This is a genomic window from Dendronalium phyllosphericum CENA369 (genome assembly GCF_016056275.1).
In the GTDB taxonomy this organism is placed as follows: domain Bacteria; phylum Cyanobacteriota; class Cyanobacteriia; order Cyanobacteriales; family Nostocaceae; genus Dendronalium; species Dendronalium phyllosphericum.
In genome coordinates this window covers 1-17,752 of record NZ_JAECZA010000280.1, presented here as the reverse complement: position 1 = coordinate 17,752, position 17,752 = coordinate 1, and the positions used below count along the sequence as shown (strand labels likewise).

The window sequence follows — 17,752 nt, the reverse complement described above, 5'->3', positions numbered from 1 at the left end:
CAGCACTCAGAACTCAGCACTTTAATTACTTGGTATGGTAATCACAGCGACAGGACAGTGTGCTTTGTTGAGGATGGCATCAGCGCGATGACCAAAGAACACCCGACCGGAAAATGTCTGAATACTGCTGCCTAAAACAATCAAGTCTACTTGCATACTGCGAGCATATTTAAGAACTTCAAATTCTGGAATCCCAGTCAGAATCTCTGTTTTAACCTCAGCACCAAGTCCTCGCCCCACTTCAGCTTGTTGATGCACAATTTGTTGGGCTATCTCAGCCATAGAATCTATGGTCTGTTCCTCAAATAAAACATATTCGCGCTGAGTTCGGTTGACGACATTAACTAAGGTGACAATTGCCCCAGTTTGAGCAGCAATTGTACTAGCGACTTCAACTGCATGTTGACTGTAATCGCTACGGCTAGTGGGTACTAAAATATGACCGAGTTTGTAATGGCCAGTTTGTGTCTGTTCCTCTGTGAAAGACAAATTCGATTTGACTACCATTGTGGCGCAAGGAGCTTCTTGAACCACTTTATCGACCAGCAAATTGAATAAAGAACCCTTGGTACGCTGAGTTCCTGTTGCACCTAATACAATTAGGTCGTATCCTTTACTAGCTTCTTTGAGAATTACCTCAGCTTTGTTTTGTCCGGACTCAACTTTGGTTTCCAATGATGAGTTAGCTGGCAGATGCATTTCTTGTGCTACGGCAGTAATCGCGGTTTCTGCTGTACTATCTTTGACAGCAGTTACAGATTTTTGTTTAGGCTTTTTATCACTTTGGGCAAATAAAGCAGTCACTTCTAGGGGGTTTTGGTGGGCTAAATGGCTGACTAACTGAGCAGCTAACCTGACATTCGGCCCTCCTTGGGTGGGCACAAGCACTCGGCGGATACGCTTGATAAAGCTGCGACTTGCCAGTTCTTCTTGTTCTAGGCGTTGGGCTTCTTCTGTACCTATTGACACTTTAGACAACGACCAGCGCAATAAGGGCGGGGCCATCAGTGAAGTCACGATCGCCACCATCACAATAATCGAGTACATCGGCGGATTCAGCACGCCTAAAGAAACTCCAATGGTGGCAACGATGATTTCCATCGCTCCTCTGGCGTTCATCCCTGACCCCATTGCAATCCCTTCCCAGTGACTTAAGCCACCGACACGCGAACCTATATAAGCCCCGGTGAATTTGCCAAAACAAGCGATCGCCAACACCAGCATCCCAATTACAAATGTCTGCGGTACTAGCAATTGTACTAAGTCTACTTTCAATCCCGCCGTGGCAAAGAAAATAGGAGCCAAAAAACCAGCGGTGATTAGTTCCAGAGTTAGTCCTGCCTCTCGACTAAAACGCGGCGATTGCCCTGCTAAAATCCCCGTGACAAAAGCTCCTAGGGCGGCTTCAATGCCCAAGGTGTGGGTAAAGGCTGCGGCACTCAATGCTAGTACTAATAAAGCCGACAAACTAGCTGTCGGCCCGCCAATATAATCGTCTACCCAGCGTAATACCCTAGCCATCACCGTTCGCCCTAGGGTAAATGCAATTCCCAAGAACAGTACCGCACCTCCAACTGACCTAAATACTGTTTGGAAATCGAATTTACCGCTAGTTGCCAACCCAGATACTACTGAGAGGAGAATCCAGCCAATGGTGTCATCGGTCATCCCAGCTGCCAAGGCGACTTGACCAATGTCTCTACGAATCAGTTTCAAGTCCATCAACACCTTGGCTAGTACTGGGACTGCCGAGATACTCATGGCAGTGGCTATAAATAAACTGAAGATTAATCGTTCGTCAGCATTGGCCAGAAAGCTCTCAGGCAGAAACCAGCCCAGCCCCAATCCAGTAATGAAGGGAATAATAATGCCACCTAAGGAAATGAGTAGAGCCGTTTTGCCTTTACGGACAATCAAGTTAAGGTCTGTCTCAAGTCCAGTCACGATTAGCAAAAACAATACTCCCAACCAAGAGACAACCGAGAGCAGGTCTGACTGAGCCTGACTGTTAGGAAAGATTTCATGCTGTAAGTTTGGCAGAATCCATCCGAACACAGATGGCCCCAGCAGCACCCCCGCCAATAATTCACCGACTACCGGAGGCAACTGGATTCGCCGCATTAACTCGCCTAAGCCTCTGGCGACCAGCAGCAGCAAAGCTAATTCTAGCAAGATCAAAAGCAACTCATGATGACCAAGGGGCTTGATCAAACCTTTGTTAGGTAATGCATCAGCTGCAAGTAAAGGGTTGAGGAGTAAGTTCATGATTTTAATCAAAATTCCTGATGATGTGGCACTTGAGCTTGCCCCTTTGGATTTTGAGCCGCAGCAGATCGCAGAACTCAGAGGAACTGAGCGATGAGTATTCTACTGTTGTTAGAGTAACGATATAACAAAGGCGATCGCATCAGCTTGTTGAGAGGTATTCGCTAAAATAGCTATGTTTCAGACCAGAAAATAAATTTATCCATACAAAAGCGATGACGAGGATTCTATTTCCCATCATCGCAAGTACAGTTCTTCTTAAAAGAATCAGACTAGATTACTCCCGGACCTCTACCACGCTCGTCGCCTCGATCTGTTAATTCACCTTCTTTATCTTCATTAATTTCTCCAAGTTCCTCAATCCGGTTTTCAGTATCCTCTGTGTTTTCTGCTCGTGCATCACCTGGTACTTCATAGTACATTTCTGGCTCAACTGCGTAGTTGTTCAACAAACCTTCTTTATCTACCGTATAGCCATCTGTGGTGTTTATGCTACCTGTATCTGTTTGATCGTCGGTAGATGCACTTGCTTCTCTTTCTTCAGTAGGACGTGTTTTATATAGTTCTCCTTCTCTTTCCCTACGAGCAGCAGTTTCAGCTGGTACAATACCTCTGTCATATGTATCCACTTCAGCTCGCTCGGATGAATCTACACCTTTTTTAAATGAATCATTAGCCATAAATTATGTCCTCGTTAAAGAATCCTTGATAACTTTGACAACTAGATTAGGCTGTTCGTTTTGAAAAATAAACTATCTGGAGAAGTGATTCTAAATAAAAAATTAACTATTTTTCTCTACCTTTTGATATAATTTATACAAAAAATTAATTAAGTTTGATGTAGAGCTAAAATGCCATACGCAATTAGCATAGTATAAGGGTTCTCTAAGAAATAAAATATTCTGTTTAACAAAAAAGAATTCAGCTTGGGTATTCTGGACGACTAAAGGATGAATAAACGGCGTTTTTGCTCCCCCAGTAAATTGAAAATGAGCGTGTTCTTAAAGAGCATGGTGGGTCTGAATCCCCTACGAAGAGCGTTCTGACTCCTGAATTGTGACTTGGTGAATTCTTCTTCCAAGTTAGTGATTATAAACTGCCAATTACTATACTTTTTATAAAAAATCCCCAACTTTTTAAAGAGTCGGGGAGCGATTAATTTCAGTTATTACTATCAAAAATGGTTGCTATTTTTGAGTAATTGTTCAACTTATTTACCTGTAATTTGTTGTTTGAGTAATTGAATCTCAGCAGCTAATTCTTGACGAGTTGATGATTTGAGAAGATAACGGAAAACAAACCAAGTTGTATAACTAATTCCAATCAACTCAAAAATTGGTGAAAATAGCGGAATATCATTAATGACATCTAGCAATGCAAGCACTACTCTGACTGTAACAATCGCGGTGAAAATTAGAGCAACAGTAATCAAAGACTGTTTGTTTGTCTCAAAAAAATTACCTAAGTATTCAGGCAGTTGCTCTAAAAAATCAGAAATTATTCGACTAATTCGCTGCCATTGGGTTTCAGGTTCTTTGGCAGGTGGGAGTTTAGGTAAATTTTGATTGTCTGCACTCTCTAGTGCTAGCAAAGCTTCTGGTGGAGAGGTATTAGGAGAATCAAATTGCTGTTGTTGAGCTTCCATGGTTTTATATCTTAGTCACAAAGATTGTGATTATTGAATTGACATCAATAAGTGCAATTCTAATAAGTAGAATTATAGAAAAAACTTTTAGACTTGAATTTCAGATTGAATAGTAAATTACGCAACTTAAATAAACTATTCTGATTTTTATACCATTGTAGCAAATAGTTTGGTTTCTATAAAATTTACTTTGCTTGGGGAGCCATCCCTTTGCGGGGGTTCCCCAAGACCAGATTGCTTAATTAGCTGACGCAGATTTATCAAGAAGTATTGGGGGGAAGGTAAAAAGCGAGTAGAATTGTGGGCGACTGACCTGTTCTTCCCTTTTCCCTTTAACCTTTTCCCCTCTGTTTTATTATGGTTTCGTTTTGTTTGCTGGTTGAGCAACTGTAGCTTTAACAACTACATTTTTGACACCTTTAATTTCCTTTGATAAAGTTTCAATTTTAGCTAGTTGTTGCTGATTAGTTACAGTTCCTCCCACTGTCACAGTTCCATCTTTTTGGGCATCAACTGTTAGTTGACCATTGGGTATATTAGCTTCTAGCTTAGAACGAACTTCACTTGCTAAATCGCCTTTGGCTCTATCTGTATCGCCGCCAGTAGTATTATTTCTTTGTTCGCGGGCACGAATATCCTCATTTAATTGTCTTCTGCGAACTTCACTTTGAGCATCTTGTTGAGCAGCTTCTGTTGCCTTAGTATCTGGTGTTTGTGCTGCTTGATTAGAGTTATTAGGTGCAGACTCACTTGTTTTAGAAGGATTTTCACAAGCAGCAGCACCAAAAACCAAAAGACAACTAATTAAGAAAGGAGTTAGCTTTTGCATAGGTTTAATTAATTCTCGCTCGCCAAGTAAAAGTTTTAGAATTTGTCAGCAACAGGGTGTTGGGGGTCGGGGGTAGGGTGTAGTGAAGACGGCAGTATCTGGGGGCTTGTAACCCCCACCAATGCCATCGTCTTAAAAAGCTTAGGATTGTATCAATACGGTTGTTGGGGCTATCTCTTCCCCCACACCTACACCCCACACCCTGCCCCAATGGGGCTTAGTCAATGGTTGTAGTTGCGATCGGGAGCAAGCTTTTGTAGTCTTGCTCCTACGATCGGGATGAATTATCCTGACGAAAAACTAACTTGCGTTAGATTTTTGGATCTCGACGATCGACAATCACAACGGAAGGGTCTTCACGATCGCCTGTACCAGAGTAAACGGGCGTTGTGCGATCGGGGTAGTCAATACCTTGGCGATGCTCCCTGTTTATATCATTAGCGTCATAGATGGCATATTCTTGAATGCCTCGACGTTTAAGAATTGCTTCAGCGTGATGGATTTCAGCTTCCGTACCATCAATGATTACTAAATAGTCGCCTTTTTGCAAGCGATCGTTATAAACTCGCGCCCGATCTTCAGGAATGCCCAAACCAACAAGGCCACCAACAATACCGCCAGCTGCTGCACCGATAGCACCGCCAGCTACGGTTGTTGCTAAGGCAGTTGCAAGAGCACCACCCGCAATCACGGGGCCAATTCCGGGAATTGCTAAAGCACCAAGCCCAACTAATAAGCCGCCTAAACCGCCTAATGCGCCGCCTGTAGCCGCTCCAGCTTTAGCTCCTTCGTCTGCTTTATTTCCCGTACCAACATTTCTATTGAGATCGGTGGTGTTGATACCGTCAGTATCTTTACCAATCAACGAAACTTGGGTCAAGGGAAAACCAGCATCTCGGAGTTCGCCCAGTGCTGCTTCTGCGTCTCGGCGATGCGGAAATGCACCAATCGCCCGTTTGGTTGTATGGGAAGTGGTAATGCGATCGCCTTCGCCTGGGCTATAAATTTGCCACTGTTGAATTCCATGACGGCTGAGAATTGCTGCCGCACGTTGGATGTCAACATCTGTACCACTAACGGCAACAATATAGTCCCCTTGATTAATCCGCTCGTTGTAGAAGTGAGTGCGCGAATCAGGTAGCCCCCATCTCGTAGGGTCAAAGCGATTGCTGACATTAACGCCTACAAAGGATTCCCTTTGCAAAGGTTCCCGATGAATTAATGAGATTTGGCTCAAAGGAAAGCCCGCATTTCGTAAATCTTTGATTGCTGCTTCTGCATCTTGGAGATGAGAAAAGTAACCTATGGCATGTTTACTAGAAGTCACATCTTGATTCGTGAAATCGCCAGTAGGATATTCGCTATTGGGATTATCATAAACACCAAATTCTTCGACACCATATCTGTTGAAAATTGCTTCCGCTGTCGCAATTTCTGCATCTGTACCGTCTACGATGACTAGATAGTGTCCTCGTTCAACTCGTTCGTTGTAAACTCTGGCTCGCTCTTCGGGTATTCCTAAACCAATCAATGCTCCGATCAAACTACCAGCCGCTGCACCAATACCAGCACCAGCCAAAGTTGTAGCTAGAGTCGTTGCCGCTGCTCCTGCAAGCATGATTGGCCCAATTCCTGGAATCGCTAAAGTGCCAAGACCAACTAATAAACCAGTTAAACCACCCAAAACACCGCCAGAAACTGCCCCTACTGTTGCACCTTCGTCAGCTTTATCGCCAACCCGTTCTTGGACTGGAGCACCAGCAATATTATCTCTGCTATCTGTATCTCTGGCAATGACAGAAATCCTATCCATTGAAAAGCCAGAGCTTCTTAATTCATGCAGTGCTTTCTCAACATCACTGCGATTGGAAAAAACACCTATAGCACGTCTTCTTACACCTACTACCATGCTTTCTTCTCCTACAAAAACATAATCAATTTACAAAAAATAATTGATGTTATTCCCTAAAGAAGAATTGAAGCAAATTTATATCTATTTTTCATCAATCGCATGACATAATTATATCTCTATCATTAGATATAGGTATGTTTTTTAACATCCAAGACCAAAGTAAATGAATTATCTAAAATATTAAAATTCGCTTTTTATACTTATGTAAATAGCAAAATCTTCCTGAAGTATGAATATCTCAAAATTAATATTCGAGTTCCGATAACTCCGAGCTATCATTTTAATAGATACGATTAGATAAAAATTTCTTATAAATAGTATTTATTTATGTTACGTTAATGAGTGTTTAATCCATTAAGTAACAGGAAAAATACGATGTTACAAGAATTTGAAAAGATTTTGGGACTGCTAAATTTCTCTTTGGGAATAGCACCTATCAATAAAGTCCCAGAGATTCTACCTATAGAAGCAGGATCATTTGTTTTATCTAGTTCTAACTTTTTAGTGGCACTATTAGCCGGAACTGTCATGGCATTTGCCTTTCAATTCCTATTAACTAATTTTTCAGTTGCTGTAGGAATTTCATCTTGGGGAGATGATTCGTCTTCCGATAATGATTCAGAAACTTGGGGCAAAAGTGTTCGTAAAATTGAAGCTAAAGTTGGTTCTTGGGCGCTAGTAACCGCTACTATTGCGTTATTCAGTGCTTGTTTTTTGGCGGTAAAACTTACTGTAATTGAAAGTGCAGTTTTAGGAGCAATTATTGGTGTTGTCATTTGGTCTACTTATTTCGCATTAGTAGTTTGGTTGGGTTCTTCGGCAGCAGGCTCCTTAATTAGTTCTATTATTAGTACAACCACTTCTGGCTTACAAAGTTTGATGGGTGTAGCTAGTAGTGGCATCGGCGCTAATAGTGCAAAACAACAGATTGTTTCTACTGCTGAAGATGTGACAGCAGCAGTGCGGCGAGAGTTAACTTCAGGTTTCACTCCAGAAAACATTAGTAATACGCTACAACAATCCTTGGCTTCTTTACCGACACCTCAGCTAAATTTAGATGAAATTGGCCGTCAATTTGACAAGATTTTGAGTGATGTAGATTTACAATCGCTCGCCGACAACAATCTGCTACAAAATATTAACCGCCAAACGTTTGTAGATTTAGTCAGCAGTCGGACAAGTTTATCAAAAGATAATATCAATAAAATCGCCGACCGACTAGAAGATGCTTGGCAACAAGCTACATCTAGCAAAAATCCGACAGAACGAGTAATTAATTTGCTTAAGTCTGCTACCCCGGAAGAATTAAACTCAGAAAATTTAGGCGATCGCCTTCAAGAACTAGTTACAACTAGAAAAAATGGCAATGGCAGCAATGGTGTAATCAAGCAAACTATCCAATATGGTTTAGGTGCTGCTGTACCAGCCGTCTTAAATAGAATAAACGTCTCAGATATTGATATCGGAAAAATTACGAATCAACTGCAAAAATTGAAAGAAAACGTTCAAGATATAGATGTCGATAAAATTACCCAAGAACTGCAAAAATTTGCAGATAAAACTAACGAACAAATATCTCAAAAGTTGCCACAACCAACCTCGAATACTATTAAAGCAGATGTAGAAGACTACATAGTGAATTCTTTTCCTTGGCATTTCAATCGGATTACCGTTAGTGATGAATTCCAAGAAATTATTTATGACCAAAATGCAGACCCCGCAATTATCGCACGGGAATTGCAAGAACTAAACCAAGAATATTTTGTGAACTTACTGACACAGCGAGGTGATATCAGCGAAGCCAGAGTTAAAGAAATTTCCCAGCAAATGGAAACTATCCGCCAAGAAGTTTTAGAACTCGTACAACAATCACAAGCACGGGAAAAAAGCCAAGACTTCCACACCCGCATCGAAAATTATCTGCGGACGACAGGAAAAGAACAACTCAATTCCGAAGCTATTGGGCAAGACTTTGCCAAATTGTTGGAAGAACCAGAAGCTGGTTTTGCAGATTTACAGGCTAGCTTATCCCAAATCGATCGCAACACTCTGGTACAAGTTCTTCAGCAACGTCAAGATATCAGCGAAGAAGAAGCTAATAATATTATTGGTCAACTGGAAGGTACTCGCGATCGCGTCTTGAATCGTGCCAGAGAACTGCAAGAACAAGCAACAACTAAAGCTAACGAACTGCGGCAAAGAGTAGAAGAATATCTGCGGAATACCAATAAAGAAGAATTGAATCCGGAAGCTATCAAACGCGAGTTTAAAGTTTTACTAGAAGATCCACAAGCCGGAATTAACCTGCTGCGATCGCGCCTTTCGCAATTTGACCGCGATACATTAGTGCGGTTGCTTTCTGGGCGGCAAGATTTGAGCGAAGAACAAGTAAATCAAACCCTTGATACCCTAGAATCAGTGCGAGATAGTGTTTTGCAAGCACCGCAACAAGCAAAAGAACAATACGAGCAAACTACAAAAGCACTCGCTGAATATCTCCGCAATACCAACCTCGAAGAACTCAACCCAGAAGGTATCAAGCAAGATTTGCAAAGATTGTTGGTAGATCCAAAAGAGGGTGCTGCGGCGTTGCGCGATCGCTTGTCACAAGTCGATCGAGAAACCTTAGTGAAACTTCTCAGCCAACGTGGAGATTTAAGCGAGGAACAAGTTAATCAGGTTATAGATCGAGTACAAGAGTCGATTCGTAGCATTGTCAAAGCGCCGCAACGTTTGGCAAATCGTACCGCTCAACGAGTTGCAGATTTTCAAGCAAATCTGGAAAACTATCTGCGTCACACTAATAAAGAAGAACTCAATCCCGAAGGTATCAAGCGCGATTTGCAATTAATAGTGCAAGATCCACGATTGGGAATTGGAAATTTAGGCGATCGCCTCTCTAAAATTGACCGTTCTACACTTGTGTCACTGTTATCTCAACGTGAGGATATTTCCGAAGAAGAAGCTAACCAAATAGCAGATCGCATCGAATCTGTGCGTAACTCGATTGTGGAACAATTTCAGCAAATTCAGCAAAGGTTGCAATCTGCGATCGATGGAATTTTTGGTAGAGTACGTGACTATCTCAACTCCCTAGAGCGTCCAGAACTCAACTACGAAGGCATCAAACAAGACTTTGCTAAATTGTTTGACGATCCACAAGTGGGATTCGAGGCCTTGCGCGATCGCCTCAGTGAATTCGATCGCGACACTTTAGTAGCCGTCCTCAGTTCTCGTGAGGATATTTCCCCAGAGGATGCCAACCGCATTATCAACCAAATAGAAACGGCGCGAGATGGAGTATTGCATCAAGCCGAACGCATCCAGCAAGAAGCGCAAAAACGCCTGAAAGCGATTCGCGAGCAAGCTAAAAAACAAGCCCAAGAAACTAAGAAAACTGTTGCAAGAGCTGCTTGGTGGTTATTTGGTACAGCTATTACATCTTTAGTAGCTAGTGCCATTGCTGGAGCGATCGCTGTTACAGGCATAGATTTACCTAGATAAGCTAGCTCTTTGACTGGCGATGCGCCAAACTCTCTTAATCTCTTATTTACTGGAGGTTTGTTCGCTAAACAATTCATCCCTTAATTAGCAACGCCAAGAATACAAGTGACACTCAATCCTTGAGACTGAGTGTCATTTTCTTTTGGCACAGAGAGTCATAAGTTACGACTTTAACCTCTACCAATAAAATTAGTATTATTTTTTTAGTTGGTATTTAATCGGTAAATTTACTTGTTTCTACTGTACGATACAATTGTATAAAAATTTAATTTTTGGAATATTCGGGCATTTTTAGAATTGTTGTCCTAAAGTCAGGGATTCTTGAAATACCAATTTTATAGGTAAAATCTACCATTTTTTTTGGTATTGTTCTATCTAACGCCTACTTCACGTAAGTAATCTCCCTGAGGTATTTCTTTATGAACAAAAAAAGACTTATTACTTGGACAGCTGCCGCAGTTACTAGCTTGATAGTTGCGATCGCTTTACCGCTTTTAACTCTAATGCCTGGAGTTGCACAGACGGCTCCACCAACACCCCAGTACACAACAACCGTAACATCAGGCAGTGCCACAGCTAACCTGAAAGTTTATGCTGCCGTTAGCTTATTAGAAGTGTTGACAGACCTGGAAAATGCATACAACAATAACGGCTCTACCACGCCAAAGATCAACTTCACTAACAGCTTAGATTCTTCAGGTATTTTGTTACAAAATATCAACTATAGTCCAAACGAGACAGCAGGCATACCAGATGTTTTCATTTCTGCTGCGACATCCCAGATGACTAGCTTGCAGAACGCAGGTAAATTAGCTGCGGGTTGGCCCAAAAATATCGCTAAAAATAAACTAGTGTTGATTAAACCTAACACGCCAACCAGCCCAGCCCCGACCCCATCTAATGCTATTTCTGGCTTTAACACACTACTTAATGGTTCTGGTAGAAGCGGTATTAGAGGCATCGCCATAGGCGATCCCAGCATCGTGCCCGCAGGAGCATACGCTCAACAAGTTCTAACCAGCACTGGTACTGGTTGTGGAGGCGGTACTTATACTACACTCTTGAATAATTCAGCACCCAATAAGCTATTTTTAGCTACCAATGTCCGTAACGTTCTGAGTGCAGTTGAAACTAAAACCCTAAATAGTAATGTCATTGATGCAGGTATAGTTTACTCAACCGATAAACAAGTTTCCACTCTGACAACCCTAGTAGCAACTTCCCCTTCAAGCTGTCTAACCACACCAATTGTATATCCAGAAGCTGTACTGACAAGAAGTACTAGTTCCACTGCTGCTAGTTCTTTTGCTAACTTCTTACTTACTTCATCAGCCCAAACTGCCTTAACAAATCGTGGCTTCCTTCTTCCCTAATAAATATAGGCTTGCTTAGTTAAAGTGGGAAACTTCTACTGGTGTAGTACTTGGGAAAAAATAGTCTTACTCTTTTGCAAGTATTCACATATCTTCATCGGCTTTACTAACTCTTGAGCTAAACAGAGTAAATTTCATGAAATCAGCTAGAAAATTTGGACTTTTTGTCTTTGGAGCGTTCAGCGCCTTTATTAGTACTGCTGCAATTGGTAGCAGTCAGATTCCCAAGGCACAAGCAGCAAATATTGTTGTCAATGGAGATTTTACAGCAGACTCATTGTTAAATCCTAAAGATCCTACTAGGAACAATCCTTTTATCACAGGATGGTTTAATAGTGAGTCCGATGAAACTTACTACACTACTTATCTAGACAACTATACCGTCGATGGGGCTGAAAATAATTCTCTGAGTGTTCGTATTGCCGCACATCGTGAAGATTCACCAGAAGGTAGTATTCCGGTTTTTACCTACATTTCACAAAATCTCAATACTATTGTTGGTCAGACATATGAACTAAGTTACAACTTAGCAAACATAGACGAGGATAACTCTAACGAATTTCAGACATATGTAGGTGGAAAATTGATTGATGATAGAGTAAATGTCCCTTGGCAACAATTTAACATTGACCCAACGCTATCGACATTCAATTTTGTAGCAACATCAAACGTCACAGAATTAAAGTTTGCTGGTAAGCAAAGGTCTGCTTGGTTCAATATAGATAATGTCAGCGTCAGATCTGTACCTGAACCCTCATTTCTTTGCGGTATTGCTATTTTAGGGTTAATGGGAATTAGGCTCAAAAAAAGCGTTTAGCTAGTTCTCTAAAGTCAAACTGATAGTTTTACTGTATCTAAGAGATAGCTGACTTTTATCAGGGCAGATTTTTCTAAATATAGCCAGAAGCACTTGTTGCGTTTAGATTTTCTTTCTGTCCCTTTACTCTCTTCTAAAATGCGATGTATCCGATTCCAATCAAATAGCAATCTCGACTCAATTAAATAGGACAAAATTGCAATAAATATTGCAGCGATCGCAAATCCTCTGAAGCTCTTTTTTCTAGAACGAATTTTCTTAATTGTGGAATATTTGGAGTGAATTATCATGGCGAAATTAGCTCAAAAATCCGGATTTTTGATTTGTGGAATCACCAGCGCCTTTGTGAGTACTACTGTGATTACAGGTGGTTGTATTTCCAAGGCGCAAGCTGCAAAGGTAAACCTTGTGACAAATGGAGATTTTACAGCAGATTCACTCTTAAATCCTAACGATTCTACTCGAAATAATCCTTTTATTACAGGATGGACTAATAGTGAATCTGGTAATGCCTACTATACTAATTACCTCGATAACTATACAGTTGATAATGCTGAAAATAATTCTCTGAGTGTACGTTTTGGTGCATCGAGTGACTTTACCTTTCTTTCCCAAATTCTCAAGACAAAAAAGAATAAAGAATACCAATTGACTTACTATTTAGCAAACGTAGATGAAGATAACACTAATACCTTTCGCACATATGTAGGCGGACAATTACTTGATGAAAAAATTAATGTTCCCTTCCAAGGTTTCACAGAATATACATACAATTTTGTAGCGACATCAAAACAAACAGAATTGAAATTTGCTAGCAAACAAGGCTCTGCCTGGTACAACCTAGATAATGTCAGTGTCTTCCGTGTGAAAGATAAAAATCAGAAATTTGCTCTAGCGAGTGTTGAACCTGTACCCGAACCATCAATTGCTGGCGGAATAGCAGTTTCAGGTTTGATAGCAATCTGGCTAAAGAAAAAGCGGTTATCTATTAGTATCAAGCCAAACAGATACTAATACGAATCGGTCATCTGGCTATAATTCTCACTAAGAATTAGGGATTGGGTATTGGGAAAGTTTGTTCCTAGTTCCCAGTCCCTTTTAGTTGAAAATGCTCTAAATACCTGTTGTGCAAAATTTGTTCTTAATAATACTCAATATTTATACTTTGACTTATAAACTAATACATGTGATAAGCGTCACTTGCATCTTAGACGTAGATCGCTGACTAGTTATTCGTTTATCACTTAGTGTAATTTTAAATAAAATATACTTATATCTAAATAATTAAAACTTATTATTTCAGTATTTGTGGGGAGTCACTATTATGCTGGAAAAACTTTGGCTGGCAGTTGTTTTAACATTTGCTCTGAGCTTATTTACAGAACTTAATTTGTCTTCTCCGACCTGGATAGCTGGCAAAATGAACTTATATAACCAAGAAGTTTTTACCCTAACTCAGCTTCACAAGTAATATAGGTAACTACAGAGGGCAAAATACTCAGATTACTCATATCATAGGCTGGAGTATAAATTTGTTAGCCAAATTGAGATTTGAGTTAAAAATATTACAAAACTGAGTATGAAAACCCCAATTTTAGCCATAGCCACATTTTTAACCACGTTCGGCATCACTGCGATCGCTCAAGCCGCGAATACCGAACAAGTTAAACAGTTGTTAACAACCAAAAAATGTGAAAACTGCGATCTGACAGGCGCGGGTTTAGTAATGGCTGACTTATCTGGAGCCAGTTTAAGCGGTGCTAATCTGACAGGTGCTAACCTCAGTCGTGCCAACTTAAGTGGCGCTGATTTGAGAGGAGCAAACTTGAGCGGTGCGGGTTTATTTGGCGTTAACTTGAGCGAAGCTAAGTTGAGTGGGGCAAATCTAGCGGGTGCTGACTTGCGAAATACCTATCTATCGAATGCAGAATTTCATAGTGCTAACCTCAATGGTGCTAACTTTCAAGGTGCAATTGGTATACCATTGCAAATTGCCCAGCCAGAAGATTTTTATGCGTGGGGTGTAGCAGAGGCGCAAAAAGGCAACCAACAGCAAGCAATTAATTATTTCACACAAGCGATCGCTGCTAAATCTGAATATGCAGGCGCTTACCTCGCTCGTGGCGTTGCTCGCTATCAAATCTTTGACCGCAAAGGTGCATCTCAAGATGCCGAAATGGCAGAAAAACTGTTTACATCCCAAAATAATAATTCTGGGATACTAACAACTCAGGCTTTTATAAAAGAACTGCAAACACCCTATACTGAAAAACTAAGTACTGGTAAACCTAGCTTTTTCGACTTTGTGGGAAGTCTGGGTTCAGTTTTACTACAATTTCTACCTTTTTGAGTACTAAGTGCTTTTCTAGAGGAGCATCTGATTGTGGTTGGGAAATTGAATAATAGTTTGCGTTAGCTCTATTATTCAAGACTAATTTAGCTAATTTACCGCAAATGTCTATGTCGTCCTGTTGAGAGTCTCAACCTTACTTCTACACGCCTTATCCAAATTCTTGATTTTTCGTATCGTTGCGTAATACCATTTCACCAAATAAATGATACAAATAATTTCTCCTCTGCCCCTCTGCTCCCCTGCTCCCCTGTGGCTTATTCGTATCAAATTTAAAGTGAAACGGTATAAGTTTTAAATAATTACAGGTGAGATTTTTAAATTTTCATACACAATACTCATAACCTAATGAAAATTTACTAAACATGAGTCTAGCCAGTGAATTGTGGAAAGCAAATCAAGATTTAGCACAAGCTTGCTTGGAACATCCTTTTGTGCAAGGCATTGCTGACGGTACTCTTGAACCGAAAAAATTTGCCTACTATGTAGGGCAAGACGCTTTCTTTTTGGAAGCCTTTGCCCGTGCTTACAGCATCGCCGCCGCCAAAGCACTAGACTGGGTAGGTTTTACTACGTTTCATAATCTAGCTGATGGAGTTTTAGAAGAACTGCGGTTACATCAAGCCTATGCTACTCAATGGGGAGTCAATTTGCATTCCGTAGAACCTGGAGTTGCCACCCGCCGCTACACTGATTTTTTACTAGCCACTGCTTGGGGTGGGGATGTAGGTTTAATCGCCGCAGCTATGTCTCCCTGTATGCGCCTTTATGCCTTTTTAGGAGAACAGTTAGCTCGTAATGGCATACCCAGTCATCAGTATAGCGATTGGATTCGTACTTACAGCAGTGCAAATTTTCAGCCACTGGCACAACAATTAGAAGGTTTGGTTGACAATTACGCTACAAACAATGGTTTTATCAACTCTACTTATCGTTATGCCATGCTTTGTGAGCGCGACTTTTTCCAAGCAGCATGGACAGAATAATTAATCTGTTGCACAAATACAATTTTATGGAAAGTTGATAGATGTTATGTCTGCTTCTCGCTAGAAGAGGCTATGATTTCTACTCTTTTATCTTAGAAGCTTTTTACTGGATAAGCTAATAATCATTCAAATTGCATCCCCCTTTGGGTGACGCTCCTGCGTCGCTAACGCTTGGAAGATCGGAAGTTTGGACTCGACACAAAGCGGAGGCACTCGCTCAAAGGGGTCTCACGCCACTCCCCTCAAGTCGGGAGACCCGCCTACGGGTGTGGCCCCCAAGTAGAGGAAGTGCCATCCAAGATTCCAACTTCCTCACCGCGTCTCCCCTTCTCCGCGTCCCTGCGTCTTTCTAAGGCAAAAAATTGTGCAACTTAAAGGCAGATTAGCTTAGTTATTTCTGCCATCCTGGATTAGCCTTAGAAAAGTTAGAATCTATGTCCTACTTGGATGAGTTTTTGACAGACTTATATTCAAATTCTTTTTTTAAAATTCTCTGACACGTCACAATTTATGACGTTATGTTAATTATTTAGATTCGAGCTACAAATCATTTTACTTTGCTCCCCGTACTATATATGTCTATTTTTAGCCATTTTCAGTTAAATGACTTTATTAGTGTCTGCTCGACTCTGCAACACAGTTAGTAGAAAAACTAAAATAAAAAAGGGGAGAGAAATAATACCAGTGCAGCGTAACAAAAATTACTATTTAGTAGAAAAACTAAAATTGAAAAGGGGAAAAATAATATTAGCGCAGTGTGACGAAAATTACTATTTAGTTGAAAAAGGCTAAAAAGGTTATACCATCAATATTCTTTCTGCCTCCTACCTTTTGCCTTTATGGACTAACGATTACGCCCTGAAAAAACTGAGCATAATTATAAGAGGTAATATTAATGAAAACGGTAGCTGTCAACACAGTATCTCCATCCTCTAAAGAACGATCGCTTGTTCTCTGGTTTGATGAAGTTGGTATTGCTGATATACCTTTAGTTGGTGGTAAGAATGCATCGCTAGGGGAAATGATTCAACAACTCACACCCAAAGGTGTTGATGTTCCGACTGGATTTGCCACAACAGCTTATGCTTATCGTTATTTCATTCAATCTGCTGGATTAGAAGCAAAGTTACGGGAATTATTTTCCGATTTAGATGTTGAGGATATCAAAAATTTACGGCTACGAGGGAAAAAGGCGCGATCGCTGTTGATACACACGCCATTTCCTGTAGAATTGCGAGAAGCGATCGCCACAGCTTACGAAAGTCTATGCGAAAAATACAATACAGACACAGATGTAGCAGTCCGTTCTAGCGCCACCGCCGAAGACCTCCCCGATGCTAGTTTTGCCGGTCAGCAAGAAACTTACCTCAACGTTGTCGGTGTCGAAGGAGTTTTAGCAGCTTGTCATAAATGCTTTGCTTCCCTATTTACCGATCGCGCCATTTCCTATCGGCATACCAAGGGATTTGACCACTTTAACATTGCCCTAGCTGTTGGCGTACAAAAAATGGTGCGCTCTGACTTAGCAACCTCTGGAGTCATGTTCTCTATTGATACAGAAACCGGCTTTAAGGATGCTGCACTAATTACAGCCGCCTACGGTTTAGGAGAAAACGTTGTTCAAGGGTCTGTGAATCCAGACGAATACTATGTTTTTAAACCGACTTTAAAAGCAGGTTTTCGCCCAATTATTAATAAAAAATTGGGCAGTAAAGAACTGAAAATGATTTATGATGACGGTTCTAAATTTACAAAAAATGTATCTGTATCAACCGCAGATAAAGCTAAATTTGCTCTTAGCGATGCTGAGATTTTACAACTAGCACACTGGGCTTGTTTGATTGAAGACCATTATTCCCAAGTCCACAATGTTTATACCCCAATGGATATTGAGTGGGCCAAAGACGGAATTACTAACCAATTGTTTGTCGTGCAAGCACGTCCCGAAACCGTCCAGTCGCAGAAAAATGGAAACGTACTGCGTAGTTATCGTTTGGTATCGGAGAATGGCGACTGGGGACTAGGGACTGGAGAAAAAACTCCCCTACACCCCACACCCCACACCTGTCTC

The 17,752-nt window shown here is 40.9% G+C and carries 13 protein-coding genes; 8 read left to right on the top strand and 5 right to left on the bottom strand.

What is annotated here, in order from left to right; genetic code table 11:
• Nucleotides 1-21: 21 nt before the first annotated feature.
• From I8752_RS30950 to I8752_RS30930, 5 genes are all read right to left on the bottom strand, one after another.
• On the bottom strand, nucleotides 22-2,265 hold the full coding sequence (locus I8752_RS30950; RefSeq protein ID WP_225896016.1) for a cation:proton antiporter domain-containing protein: 2,244 nt from the start codon (nucleotides 2,263-2,265) through the stop codon (nucleotides 22-24).
• Between the two features lie 272 nt (nucleotides 2,266-2,537).
• Nucleotides 2,538-2,945 carry a hypothetical protein gene (locus tag I8752_RS30945; RefSeq protein ID WP_214436007.1) on the bottom strand — a complete coding sequence of 136 codons (408 nt, stop codon included), beginning with the start codon at nucleotides 2,943-2,945 and terminating at the stop codon, nucleotides 2,538-2,540.
• Nucleotides 2,946-3,475: 530 nt separating this feature from the next.
• The gene (locus tag I8752_RS30940) at nucleotides 3,476-3,910 is read right to left on the bottom strand and encodes a CAAD domain-containing protein (protein WP_214436006.1); all 435 of its coding nucleotides are present in this window, start codon (nucleotides 3,908-3,910) and stop codon (nucleotides 3,476-3,478) included.
• A gap of 355 nt (nucleotides 3,911-4,265) precedes the next feature.
• A complete protein-coding gene (locus I8752_RS30935) occupies nucleotides 4,266-4,739 on the bottom strand; it encodes a BON domain-containing protein (protein ID WP_214436005.1) in 474 nt (157 codons plus the stop codon).
• 310 nt (nucleotides 4,740-5,049) lie between these two features.
• The gene (locus I8752_RS30930; RefSeq protein WP_214436004.1) at nucleotides 5,050-6,648 is read right to left on the bottom strand and encodes a general stress protein; all 1,599 of its coding nucleotides are present in this window, start codon (nucleotides 6,646-6,648) and stop codon (nucleotides 5,050-5,052) included.
• A gap of 378 nt (nucleotides 6,649-7,026) precedes the next feature.
• Here I8752_RS30930 and I8752_RS30925 point away from each other — a divergent pair, with 378 nt between their 5' ends.
• The 8 genes from I8752_RS30925 to I8752_RS30890 all read left to right on the top strand — a co-directional run.
• Nucleotides 7,027-10,155, top strand: a complete 3,129-nt coding sequence (locus I8752_RS30925) for an MFS transporter (protein ID WP_214436003.1) — start codon at nucleotides 7,027-7,029, stop codon at nucleotides 10,153-10,155.
• A gap of 419 nt (nucleotides 10,156-10,574) precedes the next feature.
• Nucleotides 10,575-11,528 (top strand): molybdate ABC transporter substrate-binding protein, encoded by a 954-nt coding sequence (modA, locus tag I8752_RS30920; RefSeq protein WP_214436002.1) that lies wholly within the window; start codon nucleotides 10,575-10,577, stop codon nucleotides 11,526-11,528.
• Nucleotides 11,529-11,664: 136 nt separating this feature from the next.
• Nucleotides 11,665-12,345 (top strand): carbohydrate binding domain-containing protein, encoded by a 681-nt coding sequence (locus I8752_RS30915; protein ID WP_214436001.1) that lies wholly within the window; start codon nucleotides 11,665-11,667, stop codon nucleotides 12,343-12,345.
• 288 nt (nucleotides 12,346-12,633) lie between these two features.
• Nucleotides 12,634-13,359 carry a DUF642 domain-containing protein gene (locus tag I8752_RS30910; RefSeq protein WP_214436000.1) on the top strand — a complete coding sequence of 242 codons (726 nt, stop codon included), beginning with the start codon at nucleotides 12,634-12,636 and terminating at the stop codon, nucleotides 13,357-13,359.
• Nucleotides 13,360-13,669: 310 nt separating this feature from the next.
• Nucleotides 13,670-13,816, top strand: a complete 147-nt coding sequence (locus tag I8752_RS30905; RefSeq protein ID WP_214435999.1) for a hypothetical protein — start codon at nucleotides 13,670-13,672, stop codon at nucleotides 13,814-13,816.
• 108 nt (nucleotides 13,817-13,924) lie between these two features.
• Complete coding sequence (locus I8752_RS30900; RefSeq protein ID WP_214435998.1) at nucleotides 13,925-14,695, top strand: pentapeptide repeat-containing protein; 771 nt, start codon at nucleotides 13,925-13,927, stop codon at nucleotides 14,693-14,695.
• Nucleotides 14,696-15,060: 365 nt separating this feature from the next.
• The gene (locus I8752_RS30895) at nucleotides 15,061-15,681 is read left to right on the top strand and encodes a TenA family protein (RefSeq protein WP_214435997.1); all 621 of its coding nucleotides are present in this window, start codon (nucleotides 15,061-15,063) and stop codon (nucleotides 15,679-15,681) included.
• Between the two features lie 895 nt (nucleotides 15,682-16,576).
• A partial coding sequence (locus I8752_RS30890; protein WP_318780915.1) for a PEP/pyruvate-binding domain-containing protein occupies nucleotides 16,577-17,752 on the top strand: 1,176 nt, incomplete at its 3' end.

Bases quoted from the DNA above. Each gene is read 5' to 3' on its own strand.
- I8752_RS30950 (WP_225896016.1), bottom strand. From the start codon at position 2,265: ATGAACTTACTCCTCAACCCTTTACTTGCAGCTGATGCATTACCTAAC.
- I8752_RS30945 (WP_214436007.1), bottom strand. From the start codon at position 2,945: ATGGCTAATGATTCATTTAAAAAAGGTGTAGATTCATCCGAGCGAGCT.
- I8752_RS30940 (WP_214436006.1), bottom strand. From the start codon at position 3,910: ATGGAAGCTCAACAACAGCAATTTGATTCTCCTAATACCTCTCCACCA.
- I8752_RS30935 (WP_214436005.1), bottom strand. From the start codon at position 4,739: ATGCAAAAGCTAACTCCTTTCTTAATTAGTTGTCTTTTGGTTTTTGGT.
- I8752_RS30930 (WP_214436004.1), bottom strand. From the start codon at position 6,648: ATGGTAGTAGGTGTAAGAAGACGTGCTATAGGTGTTTTTTCCAATCGC.
- I8752_RS30925 (WP_214436003.1), top strand. From the start codon at position 7,027: ATGTTACAAGAATTTGAAAAGATTTTGGGACTGCTAAATTTCTCTTTG.
- modA (WP_214436002.1), top strand. From the start codon at position 10,575: ATGAACAAAAAAAGACTTATTACTTGGACAGCTGCCGCAGTTACTAGC.
- I8752_RS30915 (WP_214436001.1), top strand. From the start codon at position 11,665: ATGAAATCAGCTAGAAAATTTGGACTTTTTGTCTTTGGAGCGTTCAGC.
- I8752_RS30910 (WP_214436000.1), top strand. From the start codon at position 12,634: ATGGCGAAATTAGCTCAAAAATCCGGATTTTTGATTTGTGGAATCACC.
- I8752_RS30905 (WP_214435999.1), top strand. From the start codon at position 13,670: ATGCTGGAAAAACTTTGGCTGGCAGTTGTTTTAACATTTGCTCTGAGC.
- I8752_RS30900 (WP_214435998.1), top strand. From the start codon at position 13,925: ATGAAAACCCCAATTTTAGCCATAGCCACATTTTTAACCACGTTCGGC.
- I8752_RS30895 (WP_214435997.1), top strand. From the start codon at position 15,061: ATGAGTCTAGCCAGTGAATTGTGGAAAGCAAATCAAGATTTAGCACAA.